This is a genomic window from Chelatococcus sp. GCM10030263 (genome assembly GCF_042666455.1).
Classification (GTDB): domain Bacteria; phylum Pseudomonadota; class Alphaproteobacteria; order Rhizobiales; family Beijerinckiaceae; genus Chelatococcus.
Genome location: NZ_JBHTDB010000005.1, coordinates 456,110 through 476,841, shown reverse-complemented (window position 1 = coordinate 476,841; position 20,732 = coordinate 456,110). Strand labels below are relative to the sequence as shown.

Sequence of the window (20,732 nt, the reverse complement as noted above, 5' to 3'; positions counted from 1 at the left end):
TGGCCCTGCATCATTCCGATCTGCCGCAAGAGGTGCTCGCGAGCCTGCGGCGCGGTGCCGCCATTCCGGCGCATCCGCTCGCCCTCGATGCCGGGCGCAACTTCGATCGCCGCCGCCAAAGGGCGCTGACCCGCTACTATGTCGATGCCGGGGTCGGGGGACTTGCCGTCGGCGTCCACACGACGCAGTTCGCCATTCGCGACATCGGCCTCTACGAGCCGGTGCTCGCTACCGCGATGGAAGACAGCCGCGCCTGGACGGGCCGGCCGCTCGTCATGGTGGCCGGCGTCTGCGGCCGCACCGAACAGGCAATCGAGGAGGCGCGCACCGCCGTCCGCCTCGGCTATCACGCCGGCCTTCTCAGCCTCGCGGCCTTCAAGGGCGAGGATATGGACACCGTCATCGCCCATTGCCGGCGCGTGGCGGAGGAAATCCCGCTTGTCGGCTTCTATCTGCAGCCAGCCGTCGGCGGCCTGCCGCTCGATGCCGCCTTCTGGGAGCGCTTTGCGGCTATCGACAATGTCGTCGCGATCAAGGTCGCGCCCTTCAACCGCTATCGCACGCTCGACGTCATGCGCGGGGTGGCGGCAGCGCGGGCAGAGGAGCGGGTGACGCTCTATACCGGCAACGACGACCATATCCTGCTCGACCTCGTGACGCCCTTCACCGTGATGCGCGACGGCGCGCCGGTGACGCTGCGGTTTCGCGGCGGGCTCCTCGGCCATTGGTCGGTATGGGCCCGCAGAGCGGTTGAGCTGCTCGAACGGCTGCAGGCAGCCGTCGCCGCTGGCCCCATCCCGCCCGAGGTCCTGGCACTCGATTCCCGCATCACCGATTGCAACGCCGCCTTCTTCGACGTGGCCAACAATTTCCACGGCTGCATCGCCGGCTGCCACGAGGTGCTGCGTCGCCAGGGGCTGCTCGAAGGCATCTGGTGCATCGACCCGAAGGAGGGCTTGAGCCCCGGCCAGGCCGGAGAGATCGACCGCGTGCTCCGCGACCACGCCGATCTTTCCGACGACGCCTTCGTCGCCGCGAACCTGGAGCGCTGGCTCTCATGACCGCGACATCCGCAGCCGCAAAGCCGGAGAGCGCGACCACCGCGCCGATGATCCGCCTGCGCAACGTGCGCAAGGTCTATCGCACCGGCGGGCGTGAATTCGTGGCGATCTCCGATGTCACCATGGACATCGCCGAGGGCGACATGGTCTCGCTGGTCGGGCCGAGCGGCTGCGGCAAGAGCACGCTTTTGAAGATCCTCGCCGGTCTGCACGACGCCGACGAGGGCGAGGTGGTCATCGGCAACGCGCGCTCAGCCTTCGTGCCGGGCCGCGACGTCGGCATGGTCTTCCAGCAGGCGCTGCTGCTCAAGTGGCGCACCATCCTGGAGAATGTCACGCTGCCCGCGGAAATCCTGCGCCTGCCGCTCGGGCAAGCGCGCGAGAGGGCGCGCAACCTCCTCGCCATGGTCGGTCTGGCGGGCTTCGAGGACAAGTATCCTTACGAGCTCTCCGGCGGCATGCAGCAGCGCGCAGCGATCGCGCGGGCGCTCGTCCACGATCCGAAGCTCATCTTGATGGACGAGCCCTTCGGGGCGCTCGACGCGCTGACCCGCGAGAAGATGAATCTCGAAATGCTGCGGATCTGGCAGGAGAGCCGCAAGACCATCATCTTCGTGACCCATTCCATTCAGGAAGCCGTGTTCCTCGGCTCGCGATGCGCGGTGCTCACCGCCGGCCCCGCGCGCATGGCCGACAGCTTCGATATCGATCTTCCGCTGCCCCGCAATCTGAACGTGAAGACCACAGAAGCCTTCGGTCGCTATACACAGCGCATCTACGATTTGCTCGGCATGTGAGGACGGCCCGGTCGGCGGGCCGCCGGTGTCTAGCCCCGGTGATCGCAATGCTGCGGGACGGTGGCGGTCAGTTCTCCACGCTCGCAGGCCTGGACGATGACCATCTCCAGGCACTCCACGAACGCCTTGGTGAGGCGGGTTGGCTCCTGCGCGGGCGCCGTGATGAGGCGCGACACCATCTCGACGGCCGGTCGGAAGGGCCGCCGCACGAGCTGGGGGTAGGCGCGGTTCATCATGGCATAGCCGTCGACCACAGCGATGCCCGCCCCGGCCATGACAAGACTGCAAGCCGCGGCGGACTGGGTGATCTCCGTTGCGACGACACGCGGCACGCCGGCATGCTCGAACTGCTCGTCGACGACGAGGCCGATGGGCTGGTTCCGGTTGTAGCTGATGAGCGGATAACGACTGATCTCCGCAGGCGAAAGCGACTCGTGAGCCGCGAGCGGATGATCCGCCGGCAGAATGCAGACGAGTTCGGTGGCGCAGAGATCGCGGGCGATGGTCCCAGAGTGGTTGGTCGGCATCAGCACGAGGCCGAAATCGGCCTGCAGGTCGCAGACCATGCGCACGACCTCGTGGTTCAAGGCCGTATGCAGCAGGACCTGTGCGGCGGGACGGCGACGCCGGAACAGGGCGATCGTTGCCGGCACCAGGCTGTGGGCGAGGGTCGAGGTCGCCGCGATGCGGACGAAGCCCGACCGCGCGTCACGGTAGTTTTCGGCGGCGCGCGCCACGGATTCCATGGCACGTAGCGCCACCAGCACCTCATCATAGAAGGAGCGCGCCTCCTTCGTCGGCGTCAACCGGCCGCTCTCGCGCCTGAACAGCGGAAAGCCGAGCAGGTTTTCCATGTCGCGGACGCATTTGCTGACGCCGGGCTGCGACAGCTGCATCGCGACGGCCGCCTCCGTCAGCGTGGCGGATTCCATCACCGCGCGGAAAATGGCCATCTGGCGGAATGTGAGCATGACTGCGAGTAATACCTAACAAGCTATTTTGTATTGGATCATTATACCCGATCCCTGCAACCTCCCCTACCAAGAACAACAGGGAGGATCCCGTGGGGAGTCCGTTGGCGTGCACCGGCACGCGCTATGTCGCGACCGATCTCGCATTTCCGGAAGGTCCGGTCGCGCTGGGCGACGGCCGCCTTCTCGTCGGTGAAATGGCGAGCGGCCGGGTCACCCTCATCGAGCGCGACGGAAGCAAGTCGGTCGTCGCGGAACCCGGCGGCGGTCCGAACGGCCTCGCGCTCGGCCCGGACGGCAAGCTCTATGTCTGCAACAACGGCGGCCAGAACTGGCGCAGGGAGAACGGCCGGCTGTTCGCCCTCGGCCAGAGCGACAGCTACAGCGGCGGGCGCATCGAGCGCATCGATCTCAGGACCGGCGCCGTCGAGGTGATCTACGACCGTGGGTCGAGCGGACCGCTGCGCGGACCGAACGACCTGGTGTTCGACCGCTCCGGCGGCTTCTGGTTCACCGACATGGGCAAACGGCGTGCCCGCGACATGGACCGGGGCGGCGTCTATTATGCGACGCCGGATGGACGCTCGATCCGCGAAGTCGTCTATCCCATGGTTCAGCCGAACGGCATCGCATTGTCGCCGGACGAAAGCCGGCTCTATGTTGCGGAGACCAGCACCGCCCGGGTCTGGGCCTTCGACCTCCGTGGACCGGGCGAGATCGAGCCCCGCCAACTCGACAGCCGCGACGCGGGCCAGCTCCTGATCGGCCTGCCGGGCTACCAGCATTTCGACTCCATGGCGGTGGACGCGCAGGGTAATGTCTGTGTCGCCACCATGATCAGCGGCGTGATCACCGTGATATCGCCGCAAGGCCGGCTGATCGAACAGGTCGCCATGCCGGACGATCAGACGACCAATATCTGCTTCGGCGGCCCGGATCTGACGACCGCCTATGTCACCTTGTCCGGCGTGGGCGCCATCGTCGCGCTCCCCTGGCCGCGGCCGGGCGCGCCGCTCAACTTCAACGGCACGATGCAATCCCACGTCAGAGAACAGAGGGCGTAAGCGTCATGGCAGTCCAGCTTTCGAGCCGAACGGACGCGCCGGCCGGCTTTGCCGCCGGGCTCGTCCCGTCCTCCGACCGGCCGATGATCGAGATCAGCGGCCTGCAGCGGATCTACCGCACCGCGGACGGCGGTTCGGTCACGGCCCTCGCCGACACCAGCCTTGCGGTGAAGGATGGCGAGTTCATCTCCATCGTCGGCCCTTCGGGCTGCGGCAAGAGCACCCTGCTGCGGCTGCTCGCCGGGCTCGACCGGCCCGACCAGGGGCATATTCAACTCAATGGCCACACGGTCGCGAGCCCATCGCGCGACGTCGGAGTCGTGTTTCAGAGCGCGACGCTGCTGCCCTGGCTGACGATCGCCGCCAATGTCAGCCTCCCTCTGCGGGTCGGCGGCAAGGCGAAGGCGCCCTCCCTCGACACGAACGACCTCCTCGAAATCGCGGGGCTCAGGGGCTTTGGAGACAAATATCCCTCCGAGCTCTCCGGCGGCATGCAGCAACGCGCGGCGATCTGCCGGGCGCTGATCCGGCAGCCCCGTGTTCTGCTGATGGACGAACCCTTCGGCGCGCTCGACGCGCTGACCCGCGAGCACATGAATGTCGAGCTCCAGCGCATCTGGCTCGCCACGAAGAAGACCGTCGTGCTGATCACGCACAGCATTTCCGAGGCGGTGTTCCTGGCGGACCGGGTCATCGTGATGTCGCCGCGCCCCGGTCGGGTCATCGCCGACCTGCCGGTGCCGCTCGACCGGCCGCGCAGCTTCGATCACACGCTCGGCCACCCCGCTTTCATCGCGCTTTCGCGCCAGGTGCGGGGCCTGCTTACGGGAGGGGAAGCATGACCGATAACGTTCAAGGCGCGATTGCCCAGCCGGTGGAACGCGAGGCAGCCCCGGCACCAAACAGCAGATCAGGCAGCATGTTTCGGCACCTCGTTCCCGGCAGCGGCCGCATCATCAGCATTGCCGGGCTCGTGATCGTGCTGCTTGCCTGGGAACTCTCCGTGCATTGGCTCGATGTGCCGAGCTATGTGCTGCCCTCGATCGAAGACGTCGTCCGGTCTCTGGCCTCGGGCCTGTTGGTCAGCCCCACCGATCGCACCGGCTTTTACCTGCCGCTGTGGAGCACGCTGTCCAACACCGCGATCGGCTATGTCATCGGCACCGTGCTCGCGATCGTCCTCGGCTCGCTGATGGCGGAATTCCGGGCAGTCGAAAAGCTGCTGATGCCCTATGCCTTCGCGCTGCAGTCGCTGCCGAAGGTAGCGATCGCCCCGCTGATCGTGATCTGGTGCGGTTTCGGCGACAGCTCGAAGATCGCCATGGCCGCCCTGCTGACCTTCTTTCCGGTGCTCGTCAACACTTTCGCCGGCATCCAGTCGACGGAATCCAGCAAGATCGACCTGATGGCCTCGCTCTCCGCGTCGCGGCTCGAGACCTATTGGAACGTCAAGCTTCCATCCGCCGCTCCCTTTATCTTCGCCGGCCTCGAGATGGGCATCGTCTATGCGCTGCTCGGCACGATCGTCGCCGAATATCTCGGCGCCCAGCAAGGCATCGGCGTGACGATCATGCAAGCCGAGGCGGTGACGGATGTGCCGACCGTCTTTGCCGTGCTCGTCATTCTCGGCTTCGTCGGCGTCGGCATGCATCTCGCGATCAGCGCGATCAAAGCGAAGGTCATTCGCTGGTAACAAGACGAATACAGGTCAAATTCAATAAAACCGGGAGGACAATCAATGACAATGAACAGACGTACTTTCGCCAAGCTGTCCGGCGCGGCGCTCGCCTCGGCCGCGCTGGCTCGCCCCTCGCTCGCCAAGGACGCATTGCGGACAGTCCGCTGGGGCATCAGCGTGACCTCGATGAATGTCTCCGTGGTCAACTCGATCATTGCCGAAGGCCTCGGCTATAATGCCGAGGAAGGATTCAAGCTCGAGCCGGTCATGCTGGGCACGAATTCCAATGTTCAGATCGCCCTCGACAAGGGCAACGTGGACTTCGGCGTTGGAACGGGACCTTTCCAGCTTCCTCTCTTTGCCAAGGATCAATTGCCGCCGATCGCGAATTTCTACGAGTGGTGCTATCCCTATCGCTGGGACATCGCCGTGCTGCCGGACTCGCCGGTCAAGACTTACCAGGACCTCAAGGGGAAGAAGATCGGTGTATCGGCGCTCGGCACGACCGATTATCCCATCGCCCGGGCCGCTCTGACCAATGTAGGCGTCGACCCCGACAAGGATGTCTCCTGGATCGCGACCGGCGCCGGCGTGCCGGCGGGTGTCGCTCTGCAGCGCGGCACGATCGACGCGCTCGCCTATTTCGATACGGGCTTCGGGCAGGTGGAGGCCGCCGGCATCCCGATCCGTATCCTGCCGCGTCCGGAAAAGACGCCGATGATCGGCGGTCTCTACGTTTCGGCCAACCGCGACTTCATCGACAAGAACCGCGCCCTTGCGGTCAGCTTCGGACGCTCGATCGCCCGTGCTTCGGAGTTCATTCTCGCCAATCCCACTGCCGGGGCCAAGGTTTTCCTCAAGATGTACCCGGAACTGGCGCCGCGCGGCGTGAGCGAGGCTGATGCCGTCCAGACGCTGCTCTATCCGATCAAGCGCCGTATGGAGCATTTCCGTGCGCCTTATCCCGACACGCCGATGGGCTTCATCCACGGAGACGAGCTCGAACGCGAGGCCGCCTTCCTCGGCCTGACGATTCCGCCCGTCGCATCGATCGTGCGCACGGATCTGATCGGCGATATCAGCAAGTTCGACGTCGAGGCGGTGAAGCGGCAAGCAGCGGCCTATCCCGTCTGAAGCTGCCCGCTACCATCGGATGCGGTGGCCGCCGCCGGCGCCGCCGTGTCCGTAGCGCGGCGGCGTCATTCCTTGTTCTAGAAGCAACCCAACGGAGAGGTCGCCATGGCGGTCGAGAAGATCGGTTTCATCGGGCTCGGCATGATGGGCCACGGCATGGCCAAGAACATCGTCGAGAAGGGCTATCCGCTCTTCATTGCCGGACATCGCAGCCGCACCGCCGTCGAGGATCTCGTGCGGCGTGGCGCGACCGAACTGACCTCGCCGGCCGAGGTGGCGCAGGCTGCGACGATCGTCTTCCTATGCGTCAGCGCTTCGCCGCAGGTGGAGGCGGTCGTGCGCGGTTCGAGCGGCCTCAAAGCAGGCGCTCACGAAGGCCTGGTGGTGGTCGACTGCAGCACCTCCGATCCCAACTCCACCCTGGCGCTCGCCGCGGAACTCGCGCCCCTCGGCGTGACGTTCATCGATGCGCCGCTCTCGCGCACGCCCAAAGAGGCTTGGGAGGGCACGCTCGACTGCATGGTCGGCGCGGACACTGCGACCTTCGAGCGGGTCCGGCCTGTCATCTCGACCTGGGCCGGGAAGATCGTTCACGTCGGCGGGCTCGGCGACGGTCATAAGATGAAGCTCTTGAACAATTTCATCGCCATGGGCTACGCCGCCCTCTATGCAGAGGCGCTGGCGCTCAGCCAGAAATCCGGCATCTCGCCGCAAACCTTCGACAGCGTCATTCGCGGCGGCCGAATGGACTGCGGCTTCTACCAGACCTTCATGCGATATGCGCTGGAGCGCGACGAGAACGCGCACAAGTTCTCGCTCGCCAATGCCGCTAAAGACATGCGCTATCTCGAGGCCATGGCCAATGCGGCCGGCATCGCCAATCCGGTCGGCAATGCGGTCAAGAACACCTTTGCCGCTGCCGTTGCCAGCGGGCATGCGGAGGCCTATGTGCCGATGATCTCAGACATCGTTGCCGCAGGGAACGGCACAAAGCTGACGTGATCGCGGTTCGCGCACTCCGAACCGCAGACCGGTCTACCGGATAAGTCGCAGCGCCCCACGGCCGGGAGTGACGTGCCAGATCAATGGGCGGCGACCGGCAGGCTGGCGATGGCCCGGATGCCGGGCCTCTCCCTCCATTGGATCTGCGAGGCCGGCACGGCGAGCGCGAGATCGGGCCAGCGCGTGAACAGGGCTTGCAGGGCGCATTTGCCTTCGATGCGCGCGAGCTGGTGGCCGAGGCAGAAGTGGATGCCGGTGCCGAAAGCGAGGTGCCGGTTGGGGTGCCGCGTCAGGTCGAGCTGTTCGGGATGCGGGTTCGCCTCCGGATCCATATTGGCGGCCGCGATCATCGCCATGATCTTGTCGCCACGCTTCACCCGCACGCCCCCGAGCTCCATGTCCCGCCGCACGAAGCGCGGCTTCGAGAACTGCACGGGCGAGACGAAGCGCAGGAACTCCTCGATGGCGAGATTGGCGCGGCTCCAATCCGCCGCGAGCCAGCCGCGCAGCTCCGGCCGCTTCAGCAGCTCGTAAGCCGCCCCGCTGATGAGATGGGTGGTTGTCTCGGTGCCTGCGCCCAGCAGCAGGAACACCATGGAGACCATCTCACGCGGGCTGATGCGGGCGCCGTCCTTCTCGACGCGCACCAGCTCGGCGATCAGCCCTTCGCCGCCATCCCGGCGCGCGATATCGAGGCGCATTTCCAGATAGCGCCGCATGGACATCATGGCCGGGACTATGCCCAGAAGCCCAAGCATGCCGGTGAGGCGCGTGAAGCGCCCGGTCCAGGCCATGAACTGCGGCCGGTCGGCTGCGGGCAACCCGAGCAATTCGCAGATGACGGACAAGGGCAGCTGGCGCGCATAGCCGTCGACGAGGTCGGCGGGGCTGCCGTCACGGAAAAGCCCATCGGCGAGCTCCCCGGCGATTGCCATGATGCGCGGCTCCATGTCTAAAACCGCCCGGCGCCGGAAGGCCTCGTCCACAAGGCTGCGCAGCCGCGTGTGATCCGGCTCGTCCATGGTGAGCATATTGTCGGCGATGGCGCGGATCGTGCCCGGCATCCACCACCTGAGCCCGGCAACTCCACCGTTCTTGCGCAAGGTGAAGCTGTCGCTGTCCTTCAGGACATGTGCGGCGAGGTCCTGCGTCGTCGTCATCCAGACCTTGCCGATGATCGGGAATCGGGTCCGGACCACCGGCCCAGCGGCCCGCAGCTTGGCGACCGCAATGGCAGGGTCGCGGAAGTAGTCCTGGCTCATGAAGTCGGCGCGCTGCATCGCCTTCGCTCCTCTCGTCGGCGCTCGGCCGAACCGCACAATTATAGAACACAAGGCGCGTGTTCGCTTGGGTAGCGCCTTATCCGCCGGGTGCTGACGATCGGGTACGACCGCGGCAAAGCCGTCGTTACTATGAGATTTTTATACCGCCCGGTTATCCGCCGTCTCGAATCTTTATGCCCGTTTCGTCAGATTCACGGTGTTGAACGACGCGCCGCACACGCCTCCGGCGGTGCAGCGCGGGGCGCCACGGAACGGGACAATTCTCCATGCCCGACCTTCTGATGCTGGCGATCGGCCTCGGCTTCTTCGCCCTGACGATCGGCTACGGCTTTTTCTGCGCGCGGCTCTAGAGCGGGATGATGTCTCCCGAGCCATCCCCCGTTCCAACCCTTTTAATGAGCATGACCTTCTCCGAAACCGCGTCCACTTTTCGGGATCATGCTCTGAGGAGCAATCCATGCTGTTCGACTATGTGCTCGGCGGTCTCGTGACAGCCGGGCTTCTCGCCTATCTGACGGTCGCGCTCGTGCGGCCGGAACGGTTCTGAGGCGCGGCCATGACTTTCAACGGCGCCCTCCAGATCCTCGTCTATGGCCTCGTCGTTCTCGCGCTAGTCAAGCCGCTCGGCGGCTATATGACCCGCGTCTTCAACGGCGAGCGGACGTTGCTTTCGCCCGTTCTGGGGCCGCTCGAGACCGGCATCTACCGCCTCGCCAGCGTCGACGAACGGCGCGAGCAGCATTGGCTGACCTATACGATCGCCATGCTCCTCTTCCACGTCGGCGGCTTCGTCATTCTCTACGCGCTGCTCAGGCTGCAGGGGCTTTTCCCCCTCAATCCGCAGGGCATGGGCCCAGTCGCGCCCGACCTCGCCTTCAACACCGCCGTCAGCTTCCTCACCAATACCAACTGGCAGAATTACGGCGGCGAGACGACGATGTCCTATCTCTCGCAGATGGCTGGGCTCGCCGTTCAGAATTTCCTGTCGGCGGCGACAGGCATTGCGCTGGCCGTGGCCTTGATCCGCGGCTTCGCCCGTGCCTCCGCACAAACGGTCGGCAATTTCTGGGTCGATATCACCCGCTCAACGCTTTACCTGCTCCTGCCGATCTGCGTCGTCTTCGCGCTCTTCCTCGTTTGGCAGGGCGTGCCGCAGACGCTCAGTGCCTCCATCGAAGCCACTACGCTCGAAGGGGCCCGGCAGACGATCGCCGTCGGCCCGGTCGCTTCGCAGGTCGCCATCAAGATGCTCGGCACCAACGGCGGCGGCTTCTTCAACGCCAATGCGGCGCATCCTTTCGAGAACCCGACGGCGCTCGCGAATTTCGTGCAGATGGTCGCGATCTTCGCCATCGGGGCGGCGCTGACCAATGTCTTCGGCCGCATGGTCGGCAACCAGCGCCAGGGCTGGGCGATCCTCGCCGCCATGGGCGTCCTGTTCGTCGCGGGTGTCATCACCTGCTACTGGGCGGAAGCGTCCGGCACGCCAGCCCTGCAGGCGCTCAGGCTGAGCGGCGGCAATATGGAAGGCAAGGAGGTGCGCTTCGGCATCGCCGCCTCGGCGCTCTTCGCGGTAATCACGACGGCTGCCTCCTGCGGCGCCGTCAATGCGATGCACGACAGCTTCACCGCGTTCGGCGGCATGATCCCGCTCATCAACATGCAGCTCGGCGAGATCATCGTCGGCGGCGTGGGCGCCGGCCTCTACGGCATGCTCATCTTCGTCGTCATCGCCATGTTCGTGGCGGGCCTCATGGTCGGCCGCACGCCGGAATATGTCGGCAAGAAGATCGAGGCGAAGGAGGTGAAGATGGCCATGCTCGCCATCCTCGTCCTGCCGCTCATGATTCTCGGCTGGTCGGCTGTTGCGACGGTGCTGTCCTCGACGGTCGCTGCAACCGCCAATCCCGGCCCGCACGGCTTCTCGGAGATCCTCTACGCCTTCACCTCGGCCACGGCGAATAACGGCTCGGCTTTCGCCGGTCTCTCCGGCAACGCACCCTTCTACAATCTGACGCTCGGCCTCTCCATGCTCGTCGGCCGCTTCCTGATGATCGTGCCGGCCATGGCGATCGCCGGCTCGCTTGCCGCCAAGAAGACGGTGCCTGCCTCGGCGGGCACCTTCCCGACGACGGGCGGCCTGTTCGTCGGCCTCCTCGTCGGCCTCATCCTCATTATCGGCGGCCTCACATTCTTTCCCGCGCTCTCGCTCGGGCCGATCGTCGAGCATCTCGCGATGATCGCCGGCCAGAGCTTTTCTCCGGGAGGCTGACCATGGTGATCCTGCATCGCATGCCGCTCGATGACGGCGGCCGATTTCCACCGGGCGGGCCGCTCTTCGGTCCGCCGCGGCGGCCCCGGCCGGATCCCTTCGCCATCGCCGGCATGGTTCTCGCCGTCGCCTTCATCCTCGATTTCGGCATCACCGCGCTCGTGCATTTTCTGGCGCAGTGATGCCTTGCTTCCCACGTGTGAGACGCACCATGGGCAAATCCCATAAAACGAGCCTCTTCGACGCCGCGATCCTCGGCCCGGCGGTCGCCGGGGCCTTTCGCAAGCTCGATCCCCGGCTCATGGTCAAGAACCCGGTCATGTTCGTGGTCGAGGTCGTCGCGGCGCTGACCACCGTTCTCTTCCTGCGCGATCTCGCGCGGGGTGGAGCAGACCTCGGCTTTTCCTTCCAGCTCATCCTCTGGCTGTGGTTCACCGTGCTCTTTGCCAATTTCGCGGAAGCCGTGGCCGAGGGGCGCGGCAAGGCGCAGGCGGATTCGCTCCGCCGGACGCGAACCGAGACGCAGGCGAAGCGCCTCACCGGCGCGGGCGGGCGGGATTTCGCGCTCGTGCCCGGCACGAGCCTCAAGGTAGGGGATATCGTCCTCGTCGAGGCCGGCGACATCATCCCCTCCGACGGCGAGGTGATCGAGGGCGTCGCCTCGGTCAACGAGGCGGCGATCACCGGCGAGTCGGCGCCGGTCATCCGCGAGTCCGGCGGCGACCGCTCGGCGGTGACGGGGGGCACGGAGGTCCTGTCCGATTGGATTAAGGTGCGCATCACCGCCGCCGCAGGCTCCACCTTCCTCGACAAGATGATCTCGCTGGTCGAGGGCGCCGAGCGGCAGAAGACGCCAAACGAGATCGCGCTCAACATCCTGCTCGCCGGCATGACGATCATCTTCGTCTTCGCCACGGCCTCCATCCCGAGCTTCGCGGCCTATGCCGGCGGCTCCATTCCGGTCATCGTGCTCGTCGCGCTTTTCGTGACGCTCATTCCGACGACCATCGGCGCGCTGCTCTCGGCCATCGGCATCGCCGGCATGGACCGGCTCGTGCGCTTCAACGTGCTCGCCATGTCCGGCAGGGCCGTGGAGGCGGCGGGCGACGTCGACACCCTCCTCCTCGACAAGACCGGCACCATCACGCTCGGCAACCGCCAGGCCGCCGAGTTCCGGCCCGTCACGGGCGTGAGCGCGGAGGAACTGGCGGATGCCGCGCAGCTCGCCTCGCTCGCCGACGAGACGCCGGAGGGCCGCTCGATCGTCGTGCTCGCCAAAGAGGCCTACGGCATCCGCGGGCGGGACATGGCGAGCCTCAATGCCACCTTCATTCCCTTCACCGCCCAGAGCCGCATGAGCGGCGTGGATATCGAGGGATCGAGCATCCACAAGGGCGCGGTCGATGCGGTGCTCGCCCATGTGAATGCCGCCGCACATGCGATGATGACGAGCGGCGCCGTGCAGGCGCTCCGCCCTGCGCGCGACAACGAGACGGTGCGTGAGATCCAGGTCATCGCCGAGGAGATCGCCAAGGCAGGGGGCACGCCGCTCGCCGTCGCCCGCGACGCGCGACTGCTCGGGGTCGTCTATCTCAAGGACATCGTCAAGGGCGGCATCCGCGAGCGCTTCGCGGAGCTGCGCCGCATGGGCATCCGCACGGTGATGATCACCGGCGACAATCCGCTCACCGCAGCCGCCATCGCTGCGGAAGCGGGCGTCGACGACTTTCTTGCGCAGGCGACGCCGGAGTTGAAGCTCAAGCTCATCCGCGACGAGCAGGCAAAGGGCAAGCTCGTCGCCATGTGCGGCGACGGCACCAACGATGCCCCGGCGCTCGCTCAAGCCGATGTGGGCGTCGCCATGAACAGCGGCACCGTCGCGGCGCGCGAGGCCGGCAACATGGTCGACCTCGATTCCGACCCCACCAAGCTCATCGAGATCGTCGAGATCGGCAAGGCGCTGCTGATGACGCGCGGGTCGCTCACCACCTTCTCCATCGCCAATGACGTGGCGAAATATTTCGCGATCATTCCGGCGATGTTCGTCGCCTTCTATCCGCAGCTCGGCGTGCTCAACGTCATGGCTCTCGCAACGCCCCAGAGCGCCATTCTGTCGGCGATCATCTTCAATGCCCTGATCATCGTGGCGCTCATTCCGCTCGCGCTGAAGGGCGTGCGCTTCCGGCCGATCGGGGCCGGCGCGCTGCTCAAGCGCAATCTCCTGATCTACGGCCTCGGTGGCCTCGTCGTGCCGTTCATCGGCATCAAGGCCATCGACCTTCTGATCACCGCCCTTCACCTCGCCTGAGGAGAGCTCCCATGTGGAGAGAACTTCGCCCGGCCGTCGTCGTCCTCGTCGTGCTGACGGCCGTCACCGGCCTCGCCTATCCGCTCGCCATCACAGGTCTCGCGCAGGCCCTCTTTCCCCGGCAGGCGAATGGCAGTCTGACCGAAGAGGGCGGCAGGGTGGTCGGCTCGGCGCTCATTGGCCAGACCTTCACGAGCCCGCGCTATTTCCATGGCCGGCCCTCGGCGACGACGGGCTCCGACCCGGCCGATCCGTCGAAGACGGTACCGCAGCCGTATAACGCCGCGAATTCCATGGGCTCGAATCTCGGCCCGAGCAACAAGGCCCTGATCGACCGCGTGGCGGCGGACGTCGCGGCGCTGAAGACGGAGAATCCGAACGCGCCCGTGCCGGTCGACCTGGTGACGGCCTCCGGCAGCGGCCTCGACCCGGATATCTCGCCGGAGGCGGCCTTCTTCCAGGTGCCGCGCGTCGCCAAGGCGCGCGGCCTGCCGGAGGATCAGGTCCGCCGCGTCGTCGAGGATCATGTCCAAGACCGCAGCTTCGGTCTTCTTGGCGAGCCGCATGTGAACGTGCTGGCGCTGAACATGGCGCTTGACCAGACGGCGGCGCGCTGATGGGCTCTTGGTCAGATGATCGAGAGGGGCGATGCCCGAGGAGCTGCGCGAGGAGTTGAGACCAACACCCGAGGCCCTGCTTGAGGCAGCGGCGCGGGAAGGGCACGGGCGCCTCAAGATCTTCCTCGGCGCGGCCCCCGGCGTCGGCAAGACCTACGAAATGCTCACGTCCGGCCGCGCCAGGAAGCACGAGGGCATCGACGTCGTCATCGGTGTCGTCGAGACGCACGGCCGCAGGGAAACGGAGGCCCTGACCGAGGGCTTCGAGATCATCCCACGCCGGCGGATCACCTATAAGGGCCGCCGGCTCGAGGAAATGGATCTGGACGCTATCCTGGCGCGCCGCCCGCAGCTCGTGCTCGTCGACGAACTCGCCCATACCAACGCACCCGAAAGCCAACATCCCAAGCGTTACATGGACGTCGAGGAGCTGCTCGCGGCGGGCATCGACGTCTATACGACGGTCAATATCCAGCATGTGGAGAGCCTCACCGACATCGTCGCGCAGATTACACGCGTGCGCGTGCGCGAGACGGTGCCCGACGCCATCATCGATCGCGCCGACGACATCGAGATCATCGACCTCACGCCCGGCGACCTGATCCAGCGGCTGAAGGAGGGCAAGGTCTATGTGCCGGAGACGGCGCGGCGGGCGGTCGAAAATTATTTCTCGCCCGGCAATCTGACGGCGCTCAGGGAACTTGCGTTGCGCCGCACCGCCCAGCGCGTCGACGAGCAGCTCCTCAGCCACATGCAGGCCCATGCCATCGAGGGGCCTTGGGCCGCGGGCGAGCGCGTCCTCGTCTGCATCAGCGAGGATCCGCGCTGCGACGGCTTGGTGCGCTATGCCAAGCGCCTTGCCGACCGGCTGCGCGCGCCCTGGACCGCGCTCTATGTGGAGAGCCAGCGCAGCCATCAGCTCAGTGAGGACGAGCGCGACCGCATCGCCGACGTGCTGCGCCTGGCCGAGCACATGGGCGGCGAGGCCGTGACGGTGCCCGGCGGCACGCGAATCGCCGAGGACGTCCTCACCTTCGCGCGCAGCAACAACGTGAGCCATGTCGTCATCGGCAAGTCCACGCGCTCGCGCTGGTTCGAGATGCTGCACGGCTCGGTCGTGCACGACCTCGTGCGCAGCTCCGGCTCGATCAGCGTGCATGTCATCGCCGGCGAGGAGCAGCCTGCCCCCGCGGCGCGCAGCACGGCGCCGGCGAGCGCCGAGCGAATCGACCTCCTGCCCTATCTCGGCAGCACGGTCCTGGTTGCGCTCGCGACGGCCGTCGGGCTCGCGCTCCATCTCGTCCTCGCCTTCCAGAATATCGCGCTCGTCTTTCTCACGGCCGTGCTCGTCGCGGCGGTGCGCTTCGGCCTGTGGCCGGCGCTCTATGCGTCGGTTGCAGGCATGCTGGCCTTCAATTTCTTCTTCATCCCGCCGCTCTACACCTTCACCATCTCCGACGCGGAGAACGTCGTCGCGCTGTTCTTCTTTCTGGTCGTCGCGGCGATTGCGAGCAATCTCACGGCGCGCATCCGCGCCCAGGCGCTCGCCGCGCGTCAGCGTGTCAAGACGACCGAAGACCTCTATCTCTTCTCGAAGAAGCTCGCCGGCGTCGGCACGCTCGACGATCTCCTCTGGGCGACCGCCTTCCAGATCGCCTCCATGCTGCGCGTGCGGGTCGTGCTGCTCCTGCCGGAGAACGGCACGGTGACGGTCAAGGCGGGCTATCCGCCCGAGGACAGGCTGGAGCCCGCCGATGTCGCAGCCGCTAAATGGGCCTTCGAGAACGATCGCCCCGCCGGGCGCGGCGCGGATACCTTACCCGGCGCCAAGCGCCTGTTCCTGCCCATGCGTACGGGCCGCGGCGCCGTCGGCGTCATCGGCATCGACCGCGACAAGGAGGGCGCCCTGCTCACGCCCGAACAAAAACGCCTGCTCGATGCGCTTGCCGACCAGGCGGCGCTCGCCATCGAGCGCGTGCATCTCGTCGAGGATCTCGAACGGGCGAAGCTCGCGGCCGAGACCGACCGGTTGCGCTCGGCGCTCTTGACCTCCATCTCGCATGATCTCAAGACACCGCTTTCCTCCATCATGGGGGCGGCCGGCACCCTGCGCGACTTTCCCCAAGTACTGGCCGATGACACCAAGACGGAATTGCTCACGACCATCGAGGAGGAGGCCGGCCGCCTCAACCGCTTCATCGCCAATCTTCTCGACATGACGAGGCTGGAGTCCGGGGCCATTGCACCCAACGCCGGCCTGCACGACCTCTCAGAGCTCGTGGGCAGCGCTCTCAGGCGCGCCGACGGCATCCTGAAGCAGCATCGCGTCGAGCTCGACCTTGCGGCGGAGCTACCGATGCTGAAGCTCGATCCCGTGCTCTTCGAACAGGTGCTTTTCAATCTGCTCGACAATGCCGCGAAATATGCGCCGGCGGGTTCGACCATCCGCCTGCGCAGCTGGGCCGCATTCAACCACGTGTTGCTGCAGGTGCTCGATGAAGGTCCGGGCATTCCGCCCGGCGAAGTCGACCAGATCTTCGATAAATTCTATCGCGTGCAGAAGGGCGACCAGGTGCGGGCCGGCACCGGCCTCGGGCTCGCCATCTGTCGCGGCTTCATCGAGGCGATGGGCGGCACCATCGAAGCGGCTAACCGCACCGACGGGACCGGAGCCATTTTCACGATCCGGATGCCGGTCCCAGACCAGCCGGGTCGCCCCGGAGCAATCCCATGAGCGCGCCGGCCGTGCGCATTCTCGTCGTCGACGACGAGCCGCCCATCCGCAGGCTGCTGCGCGCCGGCCTCGGCACCCAGGGCTACGAGATGCATGAGGCCGAAGACGGGCGGACGGCAGGTCAGGCGATCGAGACCCTACGTCCGGATCTCGTCATCCTCGACCTGGGACTGCCCGATATCTCCGGGCTGGAGCTGCTCGGACGCTGGCGCTCTGGTGGCATGGTCGTGCCCATCGTCATCCTGTCGAGCCGCACCGACGAAGCCGGCATCGTGCAGGCGCTCGATCTCGGGGCCGATGACTATGTGACGAAGCCCTTCGGCATGAACGAGCTCATCGCGCGGATCCGCGCGGCGCTGCGCCACCGCTTGCAGCAACAGGGCGAGAAGCCGCTCTTCCGTGCCGGCGACCTCTCGATCGATCTGGTGCGCCGCATCATCAAGCTGCGCGACGAGGAGGTGAAGCTGTCGCCGAAGGAATACGAGCTGTTGCGCGTTCTCGTGCAGCACGCGGGCAAGGTGCTGACCCACCGTTTTCTCCTGGAACGGGTGTGGGGCGCGGCCCAGGACCCGCAATATCTGCGCGTCTATGTCCGCCAGCTCCGGCAGAAGATCGAGACCAATCCCGAACAGCCCGACTACATCCGCACGGAAACCGGCGTCGGCTACCGCTTCCGCGAGGGGGATTGACGCGTGCTTTGGCCGGATCGCGCCGAATGCAATGCTTTGTATAGGTCGCCCGACAATCATGCCGACCGCGGCGCCTGACATGCCCAGCGTTGAACATGTGATCCCCTATCGTCCGGCGCGATCACTGATAAAACCGGCCGGACAATAGGGTGAGTTCGTACCTCTAGCCACCATCTTCGAAGAACGCCCCCTCAGAAGCCGAAATGGCTGAGACCCGGATGATCGTCGGGACGACGGCCGAGGGGCCAGTGGAACTTGCGTTCGGCCTCGGCGATAGGATGCTCGTTGATACTGGCCAGGCGTCGCCGCATCAGGCCGTTCTCGTTGAACTCCCAGTTCTCGTTGCCGTAGGCCCTGTACCAGTTGCCGCTGTCATCTTGGTATTCATAGGCGAACCGCACCGCGATGCGATTTCCACCAAAGGCCCAAAGTTCCTTGATGAGGCGGTAGTCGAGCTCGCGCCTCCACTTGCGCGTGAGGAAGGCTTCGATCTGCTCACGGCCCTGGACGAATTCAGCGCGATTCCGCCACTGGCTGTCCACCGAATAGGCTTGGGCGACCTTGATCGGGTCGCGGCTGTTCCAGCCGTCTTCGGCCAGCCGCACCTTTTCTATCGCACTGGCTTCGTCGAACGGCGGCAAAGGGGGTCGTGCCATGTTATATTCCTTTCGTTGATCACGCGGGATCGGGGTCACCACGACCGAGCGCACGATCACCCGGGACGGCGTCCCGGTGAAGATCTACATCATGAAGCCGGAGCGGGTCTCGGGCGAGTCCGGCGTGCTGTTCTTCATCCATGGCGGCGTCTGGATGGTCGGCAACTTCGCCAACCACCAGCGCCTCCTGCGCGACATGGTCGTGGGCTCGGGACAGGTCGGTTTCTTCGTCGAATACACGCCCCTTCCGCAAGCAAAATTCCCGACGCAGCTCGACGAGTCCTATGCCGCGCTCAAATGCATCGCCTGAAAGCAACGAGGTGGATGAAGGTCGGCATTCCGGTCAAGATCGTCGGTCCTGGTCGCCTAGCGCGCATCGGCTTCGAGAATGGTGCCGTATTTCCGGCCGAGCTCCACCAGCTCTTCGAAGACAGCCGTCTTGAGCGGAATGCCGTCGCGGCGACGATCGAGGAGCGCCACGTGTTCGCGTTCGCCGGGCAAATAGATGCGTTCAACGCCGGGGGCCTTCTTCACGCCGCGGATGTCCGCCATCGCCTTGGCCATGCGCGCCCGGTAGAGGTCGACGTCCTCGAAGGCACCGATCGGCAGGACGCCGAAGAGGTGGCCGACATTCTGCGGGGTCGTGGTCTCGTCATACATATGCGTGACTTCTGAGCCAAAGGCGGCGCCCGATAGCATGGTGCTGAGGAGCCCGATGGTGAGCGTCAATGCATACCCCTTAGGGCCACCGATAGGCAGGACGAAGCCCTTGAGAGCCTCGACCGGATCGGTGGTCGGCGCCCCGTCCGGCCCGCTCGCCCAGTCGGACGGGATGGGCGTGCCGTCCTTCGCCGCGACGATGATCTTGCCGCGGGCCGCTACGCTGCAGGCCATGTCGAGCACGACGGGGAAATCTTCCGCGGTTGGAAAGGCGACAGCGAAGGGATTGTTGCCGAGCATAGCCTCAGCGCCGCCCCAGGGCGTCATGTGATTGATTCCGCCGATCGTGAAGCTTAGCCCGATCATGTCGTGCCGGGTCGCCATCTCTGTGTAATAGGCAGCCGCGCCGAAATGGTTGCTGTTGCGCACGGCGACGAAGGCGCAGTCGCCGTCGTGCGCCTTGTCGATAGCGATCTCCATGGCGCGCGCGCCGACGAGCTGGCCCATGCCGTTGTCGCCGTCGAGCACCGCCGTTGTCCGCGTCTCGCGCACAATGCGCGGACGGGGTCGCGGATTCGTGCCGCCATCCTCGATCCGCTGCACATAAATCGGAAACCGCACGACACCGTGCGATTCGACGCCGCGCAGGTCGGCCGCGACAAGATTGTCGACGATCAGCGCCGCCTCATCCGGCGGCACGCCGACATGCTTCAACACGGCGCAACAATAGGCTTTCAGCGCCGTTTCGCCGACAAGAACGCTTGCTTTACTGTCCATAGTCTCCTCCTGACCTTTCCTCCTGCGGGGCCGTTCGGCCCTGCGCATTTGACGTGCGTGGTCTGATAGGTCTATAGGTAGACCAACATCGAACCCGAGACGCAAGAGCCGGGATCGAAGAAACCGGGAGCAAACGTGGAGGACTAGCAACATGCCAGTGGCATCGTCGCGCCGGGAGATACCCGGCGAAATTTCCCAAACTCCCGGCCAACCGGAAGCTGGAACATCCACCGATCTTCTCGAGGTGCGGGGGCTTACGCTGCAGTACAAGACACCGCAGCATTTGGTAACAGCCACGTATAAAGTCGACTTTTCTGTCCTCGAACAGGATCGCTACGTCATTCTCGGGCCTTCTGGCTGCGGAAAATCGACGCTTCTCAAGGCCGTTGGCGGCTTTATGAAACCCGTGGAAGGCAGCATCCGGCTGCGCGGGCGCGAAATCGGCAGTCCTGGGCCGGATCGTGTGATGGTATTCCAGGAATTCGAACAGTTGATGCCTTGGAAGACCGTGCTCCAAAACGTGCTCTTCCCCATGCGCATTTCCGGTCGGTTCCGCGGAAAGGACGCCCAAGAGCGGGCGCTTTCCGTGATCGAGAAGGTGAAGCTCTCCAAGTTCCGCGATGTTTACCCGCACATGCTCTCGGGTGGCATGAAGATGCGCGTGGCAATTGCCCGTGCGATGGCTATGGAGCCCGACATCCTCCTGATGGACGAGCCTTTCGCCGCGCTTGACGCACTCACACGGCGGAAGATGCAGGAAGAGCTGCTCGACCTGTGGGACCAGGTGCGCTTCACCCTGCTGTTCGTCACCCATTCGATCGAAGAGGCTATTCTCGTCGGCTCGCGCATTCTCGTGCTGTCGCCCCATCCTGGGCGTGTCAGGGCGGAGCTCGACGCGTCCACGCTGAGCCTCCAGACGATGGATACGCCCGCCTTCGGCGCGCTGTCGCAGCGCATCCACGGACTTCTTTTCGAACACGAGACGGGAACGGCACAAAATAAGGGAGGGCGAGCATGAGCACGACCGCC

Annotated in this window: 20 protein-coding genes; 16 read left to right on the top strand and 4 right to left on the bottom strand. The window is 65.5% G+C overall.

What is annotated here, in order from left to right:
* Positions 1 to 5: 5 nt before the first annotated feature.
* Both ACFQU1_RS12515 and ACFQU1_RS12510 read left to right on the top strand, forming a co-directional pair.
* Positions 6 to 1,061 carry a dihydrodipicolinate synthase family protein gene (locus ACFQU1_RS12515; protein WP_378134038.1) on the top strand — a complete coding sequence of 352 codons (1,056 nt, stop codon included), beginning with the start codon at positions 6 to 8 and terminating at the stop codon, positions 1,059 to 1,061.
* Complete coding sequence (locus tag ACFQU1_RS12510; RefSeq protein ID WP_378132934.1) at positions 1,058 to 1,858, top strand: ABC transporter ATP-binding protein; 801 nt, start codon at positions 1,058 to 1,060, stop codon at positions 1,856 to 1,858. The genes ACFQU1_RS12515 and ACFQU1_RS12510 overlap by 4 nt, the downstream gene beginning before the upstream one ends.
* A 29-nt stretch (positions 1,859 to 1,887) precedes the next feature.
* Here ACFQU1_RS12510 and ACFQU1_RS12505 read toward each other — a convergent pair whose 3' ends face one another.
* Positions 1,888 to 2,829 carry a LysR family transcriptional regulator gene (locus ACFQU1_RS12505; RefSeq protein WP_378132932.1) on the bottom strand — a complete coding sequence of 314 codons (942 nt, stop codon included), beginning with the start codon at positions 2,827 to 2,829 and terminating at the stop codon, positions 1,888 to 1,890.
* A 92-nt stretch (positions 2,830 to 2,921) separates the two neighbouring features.
* On the opposite strand from ACFQU1_RS12505, the gene ACFQU1_RS12500 reads away from it, so the two are divergent.
* From ACFQU1_RS12500 to ACFQU1_RS12480, 5 genes are all read left to right on the top strand, one after another.
* On the top strand, positions 2,922 to 3,893 hold the full coding sequence (locus ACFQU1_RS12500) for an SMP-30/gluconolactonase/LRE family protein (protein ID WP_378132929.1): 972 nt from the start codon (positions 2,922 to 2,924) through the stop codon (positions 3,891 to 3,893).
* 5 nt (positions 3,894 to 3,898) lie between these two features.
* Positions 3,899 to 4,735 (top strand): ABC transporter ATP-binding protein, encoded by an 837-nt coding sequence (locus tag ACFQU1_RS12495; RefSeq protein ID WP_378132927.1) that lies wholly within the window; start codon positions 3,899 to 3,901, stop codon positions 4,733 to 4,735.
* The gene (locus ACFQU1_RS12490) at positions 4,732 to 5,586 is read left to right on the top strand and encodes an ABC transporter permease (protein WP_378132925.1); all 855 of its coding nucleotides are present in this window, start codon (positions 4,732 to 4,734) and stop codon (positions 5,584 to 5,586) included. Before ACFQU1_RS12495 ends, ACFQU1_RS12490 begins: the two co-directional genes overlap by 4 nt.
* Before the next feature lie 45 nt (positions 5,587 to 5,631).
* Positions 5,632 to 6,705 carry an ABC transporter substrate-binding protein gene (locus tag ACFQU1_RS12485; RefSeq protein WP_378132923.1) on the top strand — a complete coding sequence of 358 codons (1,074 nt, stop codon included), beginning with the start codon at positions 5,632 to 5,634 and terminating at the stop codon, positions 6,703 to 6,705.
* A gap of 105 nt (positions 6,706 to 6,810) precedes the next feature.
* A complete protein-coding gene (locus ACFQU1_RS12480) occupies positions 6,811 to 7,707 on the top strand; it encodes an NAD(P)-dependent oxidoreductase (protein ID WP_378132921.1) in 897 nt (298 codons plus the stop codon).
* A gap of 80 nt (positions 7,708 to 7,787) precedes the next feature.
* Here the strand turns inward: ACFQU1_RS12480 and ACFQU1_RS12475 are convergent, their stop codons facing one another.
* Complete coding sequence (locus ACFQU1_RS12475) at positions 7,788 to 8,987, bottom strand: cytochrome P450 (RefSeq protein WP_378132919.1); 1,200 nt, start codon at positions 8,985 to 8,987, stop codon at positions 7,788 to 7,790.
* 460 nt (positions 8,988 to 9,447) lie between these two features.
* Here ACFQU1_RS12475 and ACFQU1_RS12470 point away from each other — a divergent pair, with 460 nt between their 5' ends.
* The 7 genes from ACFQU1_RS12470 to ACFQU1_RS12440 are packed head-to-tail and all read left to right on the top strand — an operon-like array spanning position 9,448 to position 17,610.
* On the top strand, positions 9,448 to 9,537 hold the full coding sequence (locus ACFQU1_RS12470; RefSeq protein ID WP_378132917.1) for a K(+)-transporting ATPase subunit F: 90 nt from the start codon (positions 9,448 to 9,450) through the stop codon (positions 9,535 to 9,537).
* A 9-nt stretch (positions 9,538 to 9,546) separates the two neighbouring features.
* A complete protein-coding gene (gene kdpA, locus ACFQU1_RS12465; protein ID WP_378132915.1) occupies positions 9,547 to 11,262 on the top strand; it encodes a potassium-transporting ATPase subunit KdpA in 1,716 nt (571 codons plus the stop codon).
* 2 nt (positions 11,263 to 11,264) lie between these two features.
* Positions 11,265 to 11,444 carry a hypothetical protein gene (locus ACFQU1_RS12460; RefSeq protein ID WP_378132913.1) on the top strand — a complete coding sequence of 60 codons (180 nt, stop codon included), beginning with the start codon at positions 11,265 to 11,267 and terminating at the stop codon, positions 11,442 to 11,444.
* 29 nt (positions 11,445 to 11,473) lie between these two features.
* On the top strand, positions 11,474 to 13,570 hold the full coding sequence (gene kdpB, locus ACFQU1_RS12455) for a potassium-transporting ATPase subunit KdpB (protein WP_378132911.1): 2,097 nt from the start codon (positions 11,474 to 11,476) through the stop codon (positions 13,568 to 13,570).
* Between the two features lie 11 nt (positions 13,571 to 13,581).
* Complete coding sequence (locus ACFQU1_RS12450) at positions 13,582 to 14,187, top strand: K(+)-transporting ATPase subunit C (protein ID WP_378132909.1); 606 nt, start codon at positions 13,582 to 13,584, stop codon at positions 14,185 to 14,187.
* 31 nt (positions 14,188 to 14,218) lie between these two features.
* Positions 14,219 to 16,921: a DUF4118 domain-containing protein gene (locus tag ACFQU1_RS12445; protein ID WP_378132907.1), complete on the top strand. Its 2,703-nt coding sequence runs from the start codon at positions 14,219 to 14,221 to the stop codon at positions 16,919 to 16,921.
* Positions 16,918 to 17,610: a response regulator transcription factor gene (locus tag ACFQU1_RS12440; RefSeq protein ID WP_378132905.1), complete on the top strand. Its 693-nt coding sequence runs from the start codon at positions 16,918 to 16,920 to the stop codon at positions 17,608 to 17,610. Before ACFQU1_RS12445 ends, ACFQU1_RS12440 begins: the two co-directional genes overlap by 4 nt.
* Positions 17,611 to 17,801: 191 nt before the next feature.
* On the opposite strand, the gene ACFQU1_RS12435 is transcribed toward ACFQU1_RS12440, so the two are convergent.
* Positions 17,802 to 18,266, bottom strand: a complete 465-nt coding sequence (locus ACFQU1_RS12435; protein ID WP_378132903.1) for a DUF1348 family protein — start codon at positions 18,264 to 18,266, stop codon at positions 17,802 to 17,804.
* 76 nt (positions 18,267 to 18,342) lie between these two features.
* Here ACFQU1_RS12435 and ACFQU1_RS12430 point away from each other — a divergent pair, with 76 nt between their 5' ends.
* Positions 18,343 to 18,576 carry an alpha/beta hydrolase gene (locus tag ACFQU1_RS12430; RefSeq protein ID WP_378132901.1) on the top strand — a complete coding sequence of 78 codons (234 nt, stop codon included), beginning with the start codon at positions 18,343 to 18,345 and terminating at the stop codon, positions 18,574 to 18,576.
* A 56-nt stretch (positions 18,577 to 18,632) separates the two neighbouring features.
* Here ACFQU1_RS12430 and ACFQU1_RS12425 read toward each other — a convergent pair whose 3' ends face one another.
* The gene (locus ACFQU1_RS12425) at positions 18,633 to 19,703 is read right to left on the bottom strand and encodes an Ldh family oxidoreductase (RefSeq protein ID WP_378132899.1); all 1,071 of its coding nucleotides are present in this window, start codon (positions 19,701 to 19,703) and stop codon (positions 18,633 to 18,635) included.
* Positions 19,704 to 19,854: 151 nt separating this feature from the next.
* Here ACFQU1_RS12425 and ACFQU1_RS12420 point away from each other — a divergent pair, with 151 nt between their 5' ends.
* On the top strand, positions 19,855 to 20,721 hold the full coding sequence (locus ACFQU1_RS12420) for an ABC transporter ATP-binding protein (RefSeq protein WP_378132897.1): 867 nt from the start codon (positions 19,855 to 19,857) through the stop codon (positions 20,719 to 20,721).
* The last annotated feature ends 11 nt before the right edge of the window (positions 20,722 to 20,732 follow it).